We start from the raw sequence: 15,223 nt of genomic DNA, 5'->3' as shown, positions 1-15,223 counted from the left end.
TCCCTGGGTTACGTGACCCCGGCAGAATTCGCGGCCCGCTGTGCTGCTTCCGCTTCGGCTACGCCTACGCTCCAGCAGCACAGCGGAGTTACCCGACCCTTACCTTCATAACCCCTGGTACAGAAAATCAAGGCAAGTCAGGACATGGTCAATACCGATGAACTGCCTCTCAGCCTGGTGCAAAGCACATTTTTGTGGGCGCGACGTCACAAGCCTTACTCGATGCAGTATTTCGAGCGAGCTTTACGGGTACGGGCAAGTGAGCTGGGCGTAAACTTATAGCTCCTGTAATTGTCCAGAAGGAGACGCATATCTAATGAGGACTCGATCCATCTAGTTGTTCGGATTTGTGTCAGCCTCTTTTCCGGAATTCGGCTGCGGGACTATTTCAACATTGTCCAGCACGAACCGCAACTATTGTGTTGCTTTTCTGCAACACCGCTGACGAGAAAATCACCCTAATATGTCATTTGCTCGTCACGAACCACGCATGAAAGCCACAATTATTAAGTGGTCCACTGTTTGCACTTTTGTCGCGAACCACGACGCAGGGTCCAAGGACGATGATTACAGCCAATTCCTCAGCACTTCAACGGCTTGTCCAAACGGGTAGATATTACGGACCAAGTGCTTCCGCACGTTGGCTTGGGTTGCGGATCGCCGAAAAACTGCTTCGCGTGGAAGTCAGCCAATTGCTTTACTTGGATGCGATAAAGTTACCACCTTCCATCGACACCGACCCCGAGTTTACGTTTCGGTTTCTTGAGCCAGCGGAAGTAGCACATTTTGTTCAAGATCAAAGCCACAATCTTGTAAACGATTTTATTGCCCGTTCAGCTTCGCGCAATGATCTGTGCTTGGCCATTTTGCATGGAGATCGGTTAGTTAGTTACAGTTGGTATGCACGAAACTCGATTGAAGGCCAACATCACGTCGGAGTTCCGATGTCGTATCCGGCGAATACTATTTACATGTACAATGCCTTCACACATCCTGATTATCGCGGTCGGCGACTCTATGGCATGGGGATAGCGCTGGCTCTAAAAGAGCTATCCCAGCAGGGTGTGACTAAGCTGATTACCTCGGTCAATAGTTACAACTTCGCTTCACTTCGAAGTTGCCGCCGAATGGGATTTGAAGATTTAGGCCGAATTTGGACCTTGGGACGCGGAGCACGACGCCTTGCACTTACGCCGCTAGCTGCGCGGCGCATAGGCATTTCTTTCGGCTGCCAAACTCAACTGCTCTAATTTCCACCAAAGAGTTAGCCTCGAAAGAGTTTGCGCAGGGATCGTAGCAGAATCCAACCAACTATTCCCCCGACTGCCGCAATAGGGACCAATGTCATAGGATCGTGGATCGGTTTGAATTGGGTTCGACCTTCTGTGATCTCGATGTAACCCAATGGGGCCGCTTGCATTCCGCCGCCTCCGCCTTTTCCACGCTTTCCCCGTTTGCGACCACTGCCCCCGCCAAATCCCCAGCGTAATTTAGCTACGGGAATTACTGTGATGCCGTCGCGTTCAACGGGATCAGCATAGACAGCTTTGGCAGTAGCCTGCAGGCCCATCCTTTCCACGATTCGCTCCACGAATGTAGGTTTTTGCTTTTTTGTTGTTTGATCTATTGCATCATCAAGCATGGTACTTTCTCACAATTCGAGTAAATAGCTACCTTTGGAAATTCTCATCGTCATCGTCCAAACTTACCTTATGCAATTGGGCGCAGCAGGGACGGAATATGCTGGATATGCCATCTTGAGTATCTGGAAATTCCGCCGCCAGAATTCACACTACAACTTCCAGTTTGGGGCGCTTAAACTTGAGTTTCGTTCTCGCTAATAAGCCAACAGACGTCTTTCGCAACCCCAACCATTCCAAATTGGGCAGGCTTTGCAGTACGATGAGCCCCGCAGCGGTCACGTTCGATTCTGACAAATCTAACTCCTGAAGCGAGGGAAAAGCTGCCAAGTGCTGCAGGCCTGCGTCCGTAACAGCGCTGCCTGTGAGATCTAGCGCTTTAAGACCAGCGAGCGCTGTCCGATGGTCGCTAAGCCAGGCCAGCGTTTTGTCGTCGACTGCTGGACCGTACCACTGAATTTTGCTTACTTTTTCCGCCACGTGAGAAAAATCATCCCCAAAGGAACGACGGAGCCAATCGACCCCTTCAATTTCCACTTTGCCGCTGCGACGTTGGATCTCATTCACAATACCATCTTGCTCCACGTACTTTTCTACCCAAGTACTGAGCCAAGCAATGCGGCTGGCGCGGAAACGAGCCCATTCGGTCGCTCTCTCAAACGCCTCCTGGATTTTGCGAAACTCCGCAGCATTGCCACCGACATCCGGGTGCGCGGTTTTGACCTTGGCCAAGTAGGCTTGCTTCACATCTTCGACAGTACAAGGTGGAATCAATCCCAACGTAGCCAAAAATTCCGGCCGTTTTTCCGCAGCATGACCACCTGATGCACCGGGACCAGGTTGTGGTTTCGATTCAGACATTGGGAAGGACTTAGACAGGGTTCGTCGCGATGCAGTTGTAAACATCGCATGCTGGACGAATCGCCAACTACGGGTATTGGTTCGCATCCAGGGGCAATTGGTTGCAGCGCAGCGCCATATTTTAGCAAATTAGCACCTGCCGCCTACTGCCCAAGACATTGAAATCAATGCCCCGCGCCGCGACTGAATTGCTTAACTAACTCACCCACAACTGCTTTGGCATCGCCAAACAGCATGAAGCAGTTATCTTGGAAATACAGATCGTTATCGATTCCCGCGAAACCGGGATTCTTGCTGCGTTTGATTGCGAAAACCGTTCTCGCCTTGTCGGCATCGATAATCGGCATACCGTAAATCGGGGTTGATTTATCGCTCCTTGCCGCCGGATTCACTACATCGTTTGCACCGATCACCAGGGCCACGTCGCACTGCGGCATTTCCGGATTAATCTCGTCCATCTCAATCAAATCACCGTAGGGTATATCAGCCTCTGCCAGCAATACATTCATGTGTCCTGGCATACGGCCGGCAACGGGATGAATGGCGAATTTTACTTTGATGCCTCGCTTCGTAAGCTGATCGTACAATTCTCGAATCCGATGTTGGGCCTGAGCGACAGCCATGCCGTACCCGGGGATAATGACCACGAACGAAGCCTGTTCCAAGATTTGCGCGGCCCCTTCGATGGTTTCTTCTTTATATGTGCGCTCTTCAGCCGTAGCCGTCGACGCTTGCACTTGCCCAAACGCGCCAAAAAGCACGTTGGTGAATGAGCGGTTCATCGCCCGACACATAATGATTGACAGAATTAAGCCACTGGACCCATCGAGGGCGCCGGCGGTAATCAACAGGTTATTGCCGATCACAAACCCCATGGCCACCGCCGACAGGCCGGCGTAAGAATTCAGAATCGAAATCACTGTGGGCATATCGGCCCCGCCAATGGGAATAATCAGGAGTACGCCAAACGCCAGTGCCAAAACGGTGATCAAAAAGAACGCTGAGGCACCTAAAAATCCGCCTGGATGCCAAACCACAAACAGCCCCAACAACACCGCAGCCGCTAACAAACCAAAGTTGATTGCGTTCTGATTCGGATAGGTCACGGGCCGCTGCGGAATGAACGAAACGCCTTGCAACTTGCCCGTCGCCATTAAACTGCCGGTAAACGTCAAAAAACCCAATATCACTTCTGCCACTAGGGCTAGTACTGTCCAGTGAGAAAAATCAGGCGCAGCGGTATCGAGCATGCAATACTCCGCCCACGCCACCAAGCCCGCGGCCAAACCACCGAAGGCGTGAGAAAGAGCGGTTCGTTGCGGGACCGCAGTTAGCGGGACCCTCGAAAGTGGGTAGCCCACGGCGCAACCAGCTACAATAGCCAAAATAATCCAACCATGTCCGGATAGACCGCTGAAAAACCACGTGGCTAAAACTGCCAGCGACATGCCGGCGGCGCCGGCAAACACGCCTTTGCGTGCGGTCTTTGGATCGTTCATCCAATGCAGCGAAAAAATGAATAGCCCGGTCGAGACAAGGTAGGCGACTTGCTTAAGGCCTTCCATTAGCGGTTCCCTCCCTCACCGGGCGATTTGAACATTTTCAACATGCGATCGGTGATGAGAAAACCACTGACGATATTGGTCATCGACGCAAACAAGGCGATGGCACCCAGTAACCGCACTCCCCAAGGATTAGTTCCCTCGCCTACCACCATGATTGAACCCACTACCGCAATTGCTGAAATTGCGTTGGTTAGCGACATCAGCGGCGTGTGCAGCAAGCGAGAAACTCGCAGAATCACTCCCAACCCAATGAATGTGGCCAACATAAACACAAACAGCAGGGAAGAATAATTTTGCGTGGCCACTGGAGTAACGGTCGCGGGTATGACGGTGGTTGGCATTGGTGCCGCTGCCGGCGATGTCGCTGGTGCAATCTGCGCTGGCGGCGTGGTCACTGGGGAAGCAACTTCGGGCGATGGAACGCCTGGCTTGCCGATGCTTGGCGATTCGTCAGGCGCTGGCGGACCAGGAATTTTCGAAGGAGTTGCGGCCGTCGCCGGTGCCGTATTCACTGCGGGCGCCACGTTCGGAACCGCCGGATTCTCGCCAGACGTCGGCGACGTTGCGGCCGTTTTGCTTGACGTATTATCGCTCGATCCGCAACCCAGCGCGGACACAAAAGCAATCGCAAGCAATAGGCTGGCTGTCGTTTTGAATGTTTGTTGAATGGTTTTCATATCCAGTTGTTTTGTGTCATTACGTAACCGCGAGGTCGAGGCCCAATAATTGCCGCACGCGGGAATTCACGATTTCTCCATCGCGGCAAATCAATGTTTCACGAGTGATTTCGTCTTCGAGGTTTGCTTTCCCAGGAAGCCCCAGACTGATCAGGTGCTGCAAGAAAGTAACCACGTTCTTGGCGAACATCTGGCTGGCGTGATACGGCACTTCCGACGGCAAATTCGTGGGGCCAAGAATCGTGACGCCGCCAACAACCACAGTTTCGCCAGGTTTGGTCAATTCGCAATTTCCGCCCCGTTCTGCCGCCACGTCGACAAGGACCGATCCCGGCTGCATTCGTTGCACCATCTCTTTGGTCACCAAGATCGGCGCTTTTCTTCCAGGGACGGCAGCGGTGGTGATGACCAGGTCGCTTTCTGAAACGGCTTTAGTCATTGCTTCTCGCTGCTGCCGTTGTGCTTCCTCGTCTAGCGCCTTGGCATAGCCTCCGGCTCCCTCTGCCTTGCTGGCGTCGACCGGCGTCTCCACAAACTTGGCCCCCAAGCTTTGCACTTGTTCCCGAACTGCAGCGCGGACATCGGTAGCCGATACTTGGGCTCCCAATCGCCTGGCACTAGCAATGGCCTGCAAGCCGGCAACACCAGCCCCCATCACAAATACTTTGGCTGGCGTAATTGTGCCCGCCGCCGTGGTCATCATGGGAAACAATTTCGGCAATGCCGTGGCCCCCAGTAACACCGCTCGATAGCCAGCTACCGTGGCCATGCTGGAAAGCACATCCATACTCTGGGCGCGAGTGATGCGCGGCATCAATTCCAATGCAAACAAGGTCACGCCGCGATCAGCGACCTCTTTAGCCAAGTTTGGTTGAGAAAGCGGATCACACATGGCGATGAGAATTTGGAACCGTTCAAAATGCTCCAAATCAGCCCGGCCCGCTTCCGGATTTGCTCCCAACCCGCGAACTTGCAACAATAATTCCGCGGCGAACACTTCGCCGCGAGACACAATCTTAGCGCCTTTTTCCAGGTATTGAGAATCAGGAAAGCCCGCTGATTGCCCAGCATTGCTTTCAACTATTATTTCGTGCCCGGCTTTCGCCAATGGCACAATGAGATTGGGCGTAAGTGCGACCCGGCGTTCTCCCGAAAACGTTTCCTTTAAGACGCCGATTTTCATGGGTTGCTGAGGAACGGGACTAAATAAAATAATTGTGACCGGACTCAAAAACTTAGCTTGTAGCCGAATGGGCGGCGATTACGCGGCTTAATACCTGGGTGGATTTGGTTGATAATGCTCGCCGAATCGGTGATCGATCAGGCATTCTGCACGGTTTAACCGGACCACGGCGACTAGCGAAACACTTGCCAAGAACATTAAAAGGGGAGATTTTGCCATATATTCCCCCACGAAGGAAGCGTCCTAAATAACGAACATGCGCATTTTTCCGGTTGTTGAAAGTGACGATTTTTCACATTCCATGAGACACTTCCAAGTAAACCACGACCTTGAAGACGTGGGGAATAACCATTAAACTGGTGGCTTCCACTTTTTTCGAACTGAATCCCTGTTGGGGGAAGCAAAATCGTGCCTGCAACAAAGATCAAGCGAACGGACAAAACTTATATGGCCAAGCCTGGCGATTTGGAAGCCAAATGGTTCTTGGTCGATGCAACCGATAAAGTGGTTGGTCGTTTGGCCGGTGATATCGCTATGGTCCTGATGGGCAAGCATCGTCCTACCTACACGCCCCATGTTGATTGCGGTGATTGCGTGGTGGTTGTTAATGCCGAAAAAATCGCGCTGAGCGGCAAGAAATGGCAACAGAAGGAGTATCGCTGGTACACCGGCTATCACGGCTTGCAGATTGAAACAGCGGAGCACCGCCGAAAGCGCCGACCTGAGCTGATTATTATCGAAGCCGTTCGCCGCATGCTGCCCAAAAATAAACTTGGTTTCAAAATGCTCGAAAAGCTCAAAGTATACGCCGGCAACGCGCACCCCCACCAAGCCCAACAACCAGAACAGAAGGAGTTTGGAGCCAAGTAGGCTACTAACCCTTTGCAGCTTTCAAGTCTCAAGTCATTTTATTAAGAGTTTGCCTAGGATGCCTTCAACCATTTAACAACCTCTCTCAATTTCTTATGTCAACGACTACCTCACCTAAACCAGCTGACTTTGCTTTAGCTACAGGACGCCGCAAAAAGGCGGTGGCTCGAATTCGGATTAAAGCTGGTTCTGGTCAAATTAAGGTGAATGGCAGGACTGTCGAAGATTATTTCCCCGCCGAGAAAGATCGATTTCAAGTCTTTGACGCCCTCAATCAAACTGGCAAACTCAACGCCATCGACGTATCGATTAGCGTGCACGGCGGTGGCCCCACAGGTCAAGCAGGCGCCTGCAAACTAGGTTTGGCTCGCGCGCTGCGCGTGTTCGATACGGAGTTAGACGAAATGTTGCGTCACTCTGGGCTGCTTACTCGCGACGGACGCATGAAAGAGCGAAAAAAATACGGTTTGCGGGGCGCCCGGCGCGGTACACAGTTCTCGAAACGTTAAATTGATTTGCGCCCTTCGTTGCTTCTTGAGGCACTGTCATGCCTCGGCGAAATTACTTGCTTGTCCTCGGTACGGCGGCAATTGCGTTGCTGTGCTATCGGGCAGCTGATCCTCTGGCACTTTCTTTTTCTGAAGTGGCCAACTTGGTGGAGCGGCAATACGTCGATCCGGTTGACCGTCAAACTTTGTGGTCGGCTGCAGTCCGTGGAATGATCGGCGAATTGGGTGACCCCTATTCGGAATACATCGACCCCGAAGAAGCCTCTGAATTGGAGAAAATTCTTACTCAGGAGTTCGGCGGTATAGGCATTCAGGTGGGACTGGAACCGCAAACAAAGCGTCCGCAAGTGATTAGCCCAATCGTGGGTTCACCAGCATACAAGGCGGGCATCCTGGCCGGCGACATCATAGCAAAAATCAATGGTCAGCCAACCCGCGACATGAATTACGCAGAATCGACCGCACGCATTCGCGGCAATCCCGGCGAAACAGTACAGCTTACGATTGAGCGCCCGGGGAACCCAACGCCGATTGATTTTCCTCCCATCCGACGCGAGATCATCAATGTTGATTCCGTTTTGGGCGATACGCGCAATGCTGACGATCATTGGAATTTTTTGTTCCTCAATCAGCCCAAAATTGGTTATGTGCGGATTACCAATTTTGGGGAACATACCGTTGACGAACTGAGACGGGCGCTGGCTGAGCTTCAATCGCAAGGCATGCAGGGCTTAGTGCTTGATTTAAGGGACAATCCTGGCGGATTGCTGCGACCAGCCGCAACCGGTGTTTGCGGTTTATTCCTCCCCAATGGAAAACCCATCGTTAGTACTCGTGGTCGCAACGGACAATCTCAAGAGAAATATGTGGCTGGCGGCGGCGAGAAATTTTTGGATTTTCCCTTGGTCGTTTTGATCAACCGTTATAGTGCCAGCGCCAGCGAAATTGTGGCCGCCTGTTTGCAGGACAACCATCGCGCCACGATTATCGGCGAACGCAGTTACGGTAAGGGAACCGTGCAAAACATCATTTCTTTGGAAGGCCAGCAAGGCTTGTTAAAACTGACCACAGCCGAGTATAGACGCCCCAATGAACATAACATTAATCGCCGTATTAACGCCAAAGATACCGATGAATGGGGCGTCACACCTAGCGAAGGTGGCGCGGTAAATATGTCAAAAGACGAGCAGCAGAATTGGGCGAAATGGCGGCGCGAGCGTGACACCTTGCGGCCGCATCAAGGCAAACCTTCCGCCGAAAGCTTTACCAACGATTTCAAAGATTGGTCGGAGCATGATCCGCCCCTGCGACGGGCAATCGAAAATCTCCGATCTCAGGTCAATGTACCCAGCGACACAGGCGGTAAGTCACAAGGGGTGGATTCCACGCAGAACCTGGATGGCGGCAAATAACCACAAGGCAATCAATCCATAACCAATGTTTATAGGACAATGGTTTTCTTAGACAGCTTTAGGGGGTTCTGAGCAATTTCCGCGCGCATTTCCGCCGCCAGAAAAAAGGAACCCGTCACGCACATTAAATGCTCTTCTGTAACCAATTCGCACGCTTTTCGCCACGCGGTCGCCGGATCAATGCAGATGAATCGTGGCATAGTTGACAGCTCCGCAACTAACAATCCCAATTCCTCCAAATCCATGCACCGCGGATTGTTCAAATAGCGGGTCAAAATTACCGCTTCAAAATGAGGCAGCAATAACCGTAGCATGCCCCGCACATCTTTCTCCTGGGTCGCTGCAAACACCAGTAATCGGCGCGATGCCAAAAAGCTCTCCTTCAAAGTATCTAACAGAGCTTGAATAGAGGCCACATTATGTGCTGCATCCACCACAACCGTCGGGCGGCGGGCAACTATTTCCAAACGGGCTGGCAAACGCACGTTCGCCAGGCCACGTCGTATAGCGACTTCGGGCAAATGCCACCCCTGGCTGCGCAATTCTGTCAATACAGCCAGCGCCACCGCGGCATTCATTGCCTGATGACGACCCAACAAACCAACATCGACATCAGTCATATTTTGCAACGAGCCACGCATGTGATTTTCAAAATCCAGCTTGGCATTGGTGATAGATTCCGTCCGGTCTAATCCACTCGGCGAACGATACTGGCAGGTAAAATCAACGCCCAATTGTAACAATCGGCACCGGTGCTGCTGGGCAATATCGGCAATCACTCGGCGCGGTTCCTCGTCTATGACTCCACTGATCACAGGAATGCCCGGTTTGATGATTCCTGCTTTTTCACTGGCAATTTCAGTCAAAGTATTACCTAACTGCTGCGTGTGATCCAAACTGATGCTGGTGATGACGGAAATCAGTGGCTGGCAAACGTTGGTGCTATCGAGCCGGCCTCCTAATCCGACTTCGATTACGGCAACATCAGCTCCCACGGCGACAAAATGCAGTAGGGCGATGGCTGTGATGACTTCAAAGTAAGTGACTCCCAGTTCCGGAGCGTATGGGCGACCACTTTGGACATCCATCTGTTCCACGATGGGACGCACTCTCTCAACCAAATTACCAAATATCTCTTCTGGGCAGGGTTGGCCATCCACCATCAGCCGTTCCTCCAGCCGGTCTACATGCGGAGAAGTATATAAACCAGCGCGATAACCAGCGGCTGATAGTGCAGCGGCGATCATTGCGGACGTTGAGCCTTTTCCTTTTGTGCCTGCCACATGAATAATCTTCAGCCGATCCTGCGGATTGCCCAATCGATCCAGCAAGTCAAGCATCCGATCGAGCCGGAATTCCCGCTTATAGTAGGGGATGGAAATGGCCCGTTCGTAATTAATTCGGCTGAGCAAGAAATCGACGGCTTTTTTGTGGCACGATTGAGCGGCGGAAGTACTCATAATTTATTTGTCAGATGGCTAGATATTCAAACATCGATGAAAACGCCGACCAGGAAACGTTTGGAGTCAATCTAGCGAGTCAATGGAAAACTGTCGCGAGGTTGAGAAAATGATCTATATCAAGCACGGCTTTATACTTAATTGGAATTGCTTAAACGGTGCTGCTCAAAAGACTTAAGTGATTTATTCGCACGATGATTTTAGGTGTTCGCATGTGAATTTTCTCTTGCTTGTACGGGACGTCGGGACGACTTATAGTGCAGAGTATATTTGTCGCTCATAACATTGGCAGTTTGCAAGTGAACCGTCGTAAATTGTGCGGCGTATAACAGCGGGGTCTTTTCCTGGTGGCGACCGTCGCATAGTTGCACTACGAGGTCGGCCATTGGTCCGTTCGGGAGGTATGAGGGGGGAAGGTGTATGCCAACGTAAGAATTGCTGCACTTTTTTCTCGGCTCAGTTGTATCTAATTTATCCTCGATCCATCGCCGCTTTCATCCTCAGGAGCAATTGTCATGTCGACCGAGGCAGCGCCGGTCTTGCAAGCCTCTTCTGCCAATCACCTTGCTGGCCCTGAACCCGTGATCGATACACGGAATCTCTCCAAAACCTATCGCGATTTTTGGGGACGACAGAAGGTTCGAGCCTTAAAGGCACTTGATCTCACGATTTATCGTGGCGAGATTTTTGGACTTTTGGGTCCCAACGGCTCCGGTAAATCTACGACGATTAAGCTGCTGTTAGGCCTGCTGTTTCCTACCGCCGGGCGAGCCATCGTCTTAGGTCGAGAAGCGACTGAAGTCAAAAAGAATGAGCGGATTGGTTACCTGCCCGAGGAAACCTATTTGTACAAATTCCTCAATGCGGAAGAAACACTCGATTTCTATGGTCGCTTGTTTGATATGCCTCGGATGGTTCGCGAGCAACGCGCCGATGCACTGATCGACATGGTCGGACTAGGCTGGGCACGGCGGCGCCAGATGCGAGAATACTCAAAAGGCATGGCCCGTCGTCTGGGACTCGCCCAAGCAATGATTAATGATCCGGAATTGATTCTTCTTGATGAGCCGACCAGCGGGTTGGATCCAATCGGAACTCGAGAGATGAAAGATTTGATTTTGAAGTTGAAGGCAGAAGGCAAAACAATCCTCATGTGTAGTCATTTGCTGGCGGATGTGCAGGATGTTTGTGATCGGATTGCAATTTTGCACCAGGGGGAGTTGAAGGAATTGGGGAGGGTCGACAATTTACTGAAGATGCGCGACATTACACAAATCCGCGCTTCAGGGCTCAGCGAAGAGTGTAAATCGGACATCCGCGCTGCAATTGAACGACATCATGGAAGTTTGTTGGGGATTGAAAACCCGACTTCCACCTTGGAAGATTTATTCCTCTCCATTGTGCGCGACGGCGAGGCGCGACCAGGCAGACGAGTAACAAGCGAACGATCCTAGCTGGAGGCGCCGTACACCGTGACAGCTATGATGAAGCAAATTTAGTGTTCGAAATTCGAGAGACAAATATCTTTTTTGAAGTCTAGGGTTCGGGAGGCTGAAACAGAAATTATTCTGGTTTCAACGATCATACCCAATTTTTCGAGCCTCCGTTTTCCTTCGGATTTCGAAGTTGATCAGCGGCAACTATGGTTCTGGAACAGGAAATTCAACCCTACTCTGTGTGGTTCCAGCAGGCGTTGTGGAACTTCGGCGAAACCGCCTTTTTTGTGGTTTTGGCGGCGCTGATTATCAGTTATTTAGTGGCTGCATTCCGGTATGGCCCTTTGCCTGCGGGCGACCGTTTATATCGGGCTGTTGTGGGAGCGATTGTCGATTTGGTTCACATTTCGCCGCGACGAGTTTGGGCACTGGTACGGCTGGCGGTGCAAGAAGCAATACGGCGGCGAATTTGGGCGGCGTTAATCGCCTTTGTAGTCATCTTGATGTTCGCTGGCTGGTTTCTTGATCCGAGCAGTCCCGAGCCTGGACCGCTTTACCTGAAATTCGTGATGTCGTGGACAACCTATTTGGTAGTGTTGATGGCCTTATTCATCAGCGCCTTTAGCCTACCGAACGACATTAAGAATCGAACCATAACCACGATCGTAACGAAGCCAGTTAGGACCGCCGAAATTGTGCTCGGGCGAATCGTCGGCTTTACGCTCATCTGCACGACTCTGCTGGCCGTGATGGGTTTTTGCAGTTATGTGTTTGTCGTGCGATCTTTAGCTCACACCCACGACATTCATCCTGAAGACATCAACGCAGCGGCACTGGATCCTGCTCACCTCCAACCGGGGCGAATTGGCACAACCCAGATTGCCCAAAACCATCAGCACGATGTGATCCTCAAACCCGATGGTACGCTCGAAACCGACTTCAAACATGGGCACATACACCACATTACGGTCAAGGAAGTCAACGGCAAGAAACAGTACACGGTGGGTCCTCAAGAGGGCATGCTGACCGCGCGATTGCCGCTCATGGGGCAATTGCGGTTTTTGGATCGTGATGGTCAACCGAAGGAAAAAGGCATCAATGTAGGCAAAGAGTGGGATTATCGTGGATTTGTGGATGGCAATACACAATCGGCCGCGATTTGGACTTTTGACAATATCAACGAGGACACTTTATTTCCAAATACTCCTGCGGAAAAACGTACGCTGCCGCTCAAATGGACGATTCGAGTATTTCGCACATACAAAGGAAACATCGAAAAGGGCATTACGGGGAAACTTGTCCTTATCAATCCGACAACACAACTGCAAAGCGAACCAATCATTTTTACGGTGAAGGAATTTACCCTCGACGGCCGAGACATCGATCGGAAATTGATGAAGGCCGGAGCAGCTGAAAGCGATCCCCCCATCGACTTGTTCAAAGACCTGGTGAGCAATGGCCAATTAGAAATCAAACTTCAGTGCTTGGAACCCGGGCAACTACTGGGCGTTGCGGCACCAGATTTGTATATCAGTGCGGGCGAAGCTTCCTTCGAATTGAACTTTGCAAAAGGATATGTGGGCATCTGGTGCCAAATGGTGTTAGTGATTGGGCTGGGCGTGATGTTCAGCACCTTCTTGAGTGGCGCCGTGGCGATGATAGCCACATTGGGTTGCCTCGTTTTGGGTTATTTCAGCGATGACATTGTCAAGATTTTCGAAAGCCTAAAAACGGGCAATCGTCGACTTGTGGCTGGCGGCGGTCCTGTCGAATCGTTCGTTCGATTGATTACGCAAAAGTCGATCACTGCCCCCTACGATGACAGTCCGACAATAGAAATCATGTACTGGATCGACAAGGTATTGATGCGGTTTATGACCTGTTGGACCGACGTGCTGCCCGATTTCAGCAGTTATAGCAACGTTCACTTCGTAGCCAGTGGCTTCAATGTACCCGGCGATTTATTGCTGGAACAACTAACCAGGATGGCTACGTTTCTGTTCGCAGCATTCATAGCAGGTTTCTTGTTCCTACGGATGCGTGAGGTGGCTCGATGACTGAGCATCGTAGTTTTTACCGTAAGCTAGGCTACATGCTTGCAATCGCTGTGTTATGGTTTCCTATCTATTGGATCAGCCATCCCGCTTCGCTGGATGCTGACGGCAGTCATTCCCCCGGCGGAAAACTCGCCCAACTGCGCGAAGAGCATCAATTGAGCGAAGCAACACTAGGCGAAATCGATCCCGCCAGCCAAACAGCGGAACTAGCCACGCTTGGCTTGGGAGGCGTTGCCGTGCAACTTCTGTGGAATAGCGCACATCAGTACCAAATGAAGGAAGACTGGGCCAGCCTCAAGGCTGTTTTGGATCAAATTATTCGTTTGGAGCCACATTTCTGGTCGGTATGGGACTTTCAAGGCCATAACCTTTCCTACAACATTTCGGTGGAATTCGACGATTATCGCGATCGGTTTTATTGGGTTATGCAAGGCATAGACTTTCTGAAGCAAGGCGTCAAATTCAACAGCACCGATCCACGCTTTCTGGCCCGTATTGGCTGGTTTTATGGGAACAAAATCGGTCGGGCTGACGAACACGTGCAATATCGCCGTTTGTTTCGCAAGCAGCAGGAAGAAAAGAACGAACGTCTCACAGACAATTGGCTGGTTTCTCACGATTGGTACCGGCAAGCGGAAAATCTGGTTGATTCGGGCAAGCCGTTGCGCGTTTACATCGGCGAAAATGCAGGCGCACATGTCACAAAGCCGGGCGAACGAGCCCCCAGCGCATTGCTGTTCTTCTCCGAGGCAGCAATGTCGTTGATCAACTACGCTGATAATTTGGAAGTCGAAGGCACTTTTGGCGACAGCGCGAAAGCGGCCTGGGAAAATGCCTCCGAGGAATGGGTCCGTTATGCTAACCGTGATCTCAATACTTCCTACGGGTACACCGTGCGTTTGTGGGATTTGGAGATATTCCGAAAACAAGCAGAAGACCTTAAGCAGCAACTGGAAAAACTGCTGCCAGGTCAAATGGAAAAAATCCATCAGGCCAAATTAGCGGCTCTCACTGAGGACGAAAGGCGTGCATTGGCTAAAAAGCCGACTGATCGTTCCCCGGACGAAAACGCTGCGGCCAACGCCGCGGAAGGCAAAACTAAGGTCACCTGGGAGGAGGTAATTCTGCAGGCCCCGCCGCAATCACGTCCCGAAGCGCGAACGCTAAATGACGAATTAATTGAACTAGAGCACAAAATCAACACGATCGACACCTATCGAGACATCGTTAACTACAACTATTGGTGGGCCCGCTGCCAAGCCGAGCCCAAGGATGATTGCTTGCTTGCCCGTGATTTGCTTTATCAGGCCGAAGAAGCCTACAAAGATACCAAGCTGTTCGATGCCAAAAAACGATACGAAGATGCGTTCGCCAAATGGCGCATCGTGCTCGATCAGTATCCGGTGCTGCGGTCGAGCAATATCGTGGCCGACGACTTGGTGGATGAAATTAACAAATACAGAAAGGTGATCGGAAAAATCCCTGGATCAAAGTTTCCCGATAACTTTGTTCTGCAAGATATGATCGATCTGAACGAAGGAAAGACGCCGGTT

13 protein-coding genes are annotated in these 15,223 nt (G+C 51.4%); 7 read left to right on the top strand and 6 right to left on the bottom strand.

Features of this window, described 5'->3' with window-relative positions:
• The first annotated feature begins 563 nt into the window (after positions 1-563).
• The gene (locus VMJ32_03415) at positions 564-1,250 is read left to right on the top strand and encodes a GNAT family N-acetyltransferase (GenBank protein ID HTQ38047.1); all 687 of its coding nucleotides are present in this window, start codon (positions 564-566) and stop codon (positions 1,248-1,250) included.
• Positions 1,251-1,264: 14 nt separating this feature from the next.
• Here VMJ32_03415 and VMJ32_03410 read toward each other — a convergent pair whose 3' ends face one another.
• From VMJ32_03410 to VMJ32_03390, 5 genes are all read right to left on the bottom strand, one after another.
• Complete coding sequence (locus tag VMJ32_03410; GenBank protein HTQ38046.1) at positions 1,265-1,642, bottom strand: spore germination protein GerW family protein; 378 nt, start codon at positions 1,640-1,642, stop codon at positions 1,265-1,267.
• A 145-nt stretch (positions 1,643-1,787) separates the two neighbouring features.
• Positions 1,788-2,501, bottom strand: coding sequence for a hypothetical protein (locus VMJ32_03405; protein HTQ38045.1), 714 nt, complete (start codon positions 2,499-2,501; stop codon positions 1,788-1,790).
• Between the two features lie 164 nt (positions 2,502-2,665).
• Positions 2,666-4,066, bottom strand: coding sequence for an NAD(P)(+) transhydrogenase (Re/Si-specific) subunit beta (locus VMJ32_03400; GenBank protein HTQ38044.1), 1,401 nt, complete (start codon positions 4,064-4,066; stop codon positions 2,666-2,668).
• Positions 4,066-4,743: a proton-translocating transhydrogenase family protein gene (locus VMJ32_03395; protein ID HTQ38043.1), complete on the bottom strand. Its 678-nt coding sequence runs from the start codon at positions 4,741-4,743 to the stop codon at positions 4,066-4,068. Before VMJ32_03395 ends, VMJ32_03400 begins: the two co-directional genes overlap by 1 nt.
• Positions 4,744-4,762: 19 nt before the next feature.
• A complete protein-coding gene (locus VMJ32_03390; protein ID HTQ38042.1) occupies positions 4,763-5,926 on the bottom strand; it encodes a Re/Si-specific NAD(P)(+) transhydrogenase subunit alpha in 1,164 nt (387 codons plus the stop codon).
• A gap of 447 nt (positions 5,927-6,373) precedes the next feature.
• On the opposite strand from VMJ32_03390, the gene rplM reads away from it, so the two are divergent.
• From rplM to VMJ32_03375, 3 genes are all read left to right on the top strand, one after another.
• A complete protein-coding gene (gene rplM / locus VMJ32_03385) occupies positions 6,374-6,796 on the top strand; it encodes a 50S ribosomal protein L13 (protein ID HTQ38041.1) in 423 nt (140 codons plus the stop codon).
• Between the two features lie 95 nt (positions 6,797-6,891).
• Positions 6,892-7,305, top strand: coding sequence for a 30S ribosomal protein S9 (gene rpsI / locus VMJ32_03380; protein HTQ38040.1), 414 nt, complete (start codon positions 6,892-6,894; stop codon positions 7,303-7,305).
• A 38-nt stretch (positions 7,306-7,343) separates the two neighbouring features.
• The gene (locus VMJ32_03375; GenBank protein HTQ38039.1) at positions 7,344-8,717 is read left to right on the top strand and encodes a S41 family peptidase; all 1,374 of its coding nucleotides are present in this window, start codon (positions 7,344-7,346) and stop codon (positions 8,715-8,717) included.
• A 29-nt stretch (positions 8,718-8,746) separates the two neighbouring features.
• Here the strand turns inward: VMJ32_03375 and VMJ32_03370 are convergent, their stop codons facing one another.
• Positions 8,747-10,129: a folylpolyglutamate synthase/dihydrofolate synthase family protein gene (locus VMJ32_03370; GenBank protein ID HTQ38038.1), complete on the bottom strand. Its 1,383-nt coding sequence runs from the start codon at positions 10,127-10,129 to the stop codon at positions 8,747-8,749.
• 563 nt (positions 10,130-10,692) lie between these two features.
• Between VMJ32_03370 and VMJ32_03365 the strand changes: the two genes are divergently transcribed.
• From VMJ32_03365 to VMJ32_03355, 3 genes are all read left to right on the top strand, one after another.
• The gene (locus VMJ32_03365; GenBank protein ID HTQ38037.1) at positions 10,693-11,631 is read left to right on the top strand and encodes an ABC transporter ATP-binding protein; all 939 of its coding nucleotides are present in this window, start codon (positions 10,693-10,695) and stop codon (positions 11,629-11,631) included.
• 188 nt (positions 11,632-11,819) lie between these two features.
• Positions 11,820-13,670, top strand: coding sequence for a hypothetical protein (locus tag VMJ32_03360; protein ID HTQ38036.1), 1,851 nt, complete (start codon positions 11,820-11,822; stop codon positions 13,668-13,670).
• Positions 13,671-13,705: 35 nt separating this feature from the next.
• Positions 13,706-15,223, top strand: a 1,518-nt coding sequence (locus VMJ32_03355; GenBank protein HTQ38035.1) for a hypothetical protein, incomplete at its 3' end; no start/stop codon positions are given.

The sequence above is a fragment of the Pirellulales bacterium genome, assembly GCA_035499655.1.
GTDB lineage: Bacteria > Planctomycetota > Planctomycetia > Pirellulales > JADZDJ01 > DATJYL01.
This window is presented reverse-complemented; position numbering and strand designations above follow the sequence as displayed.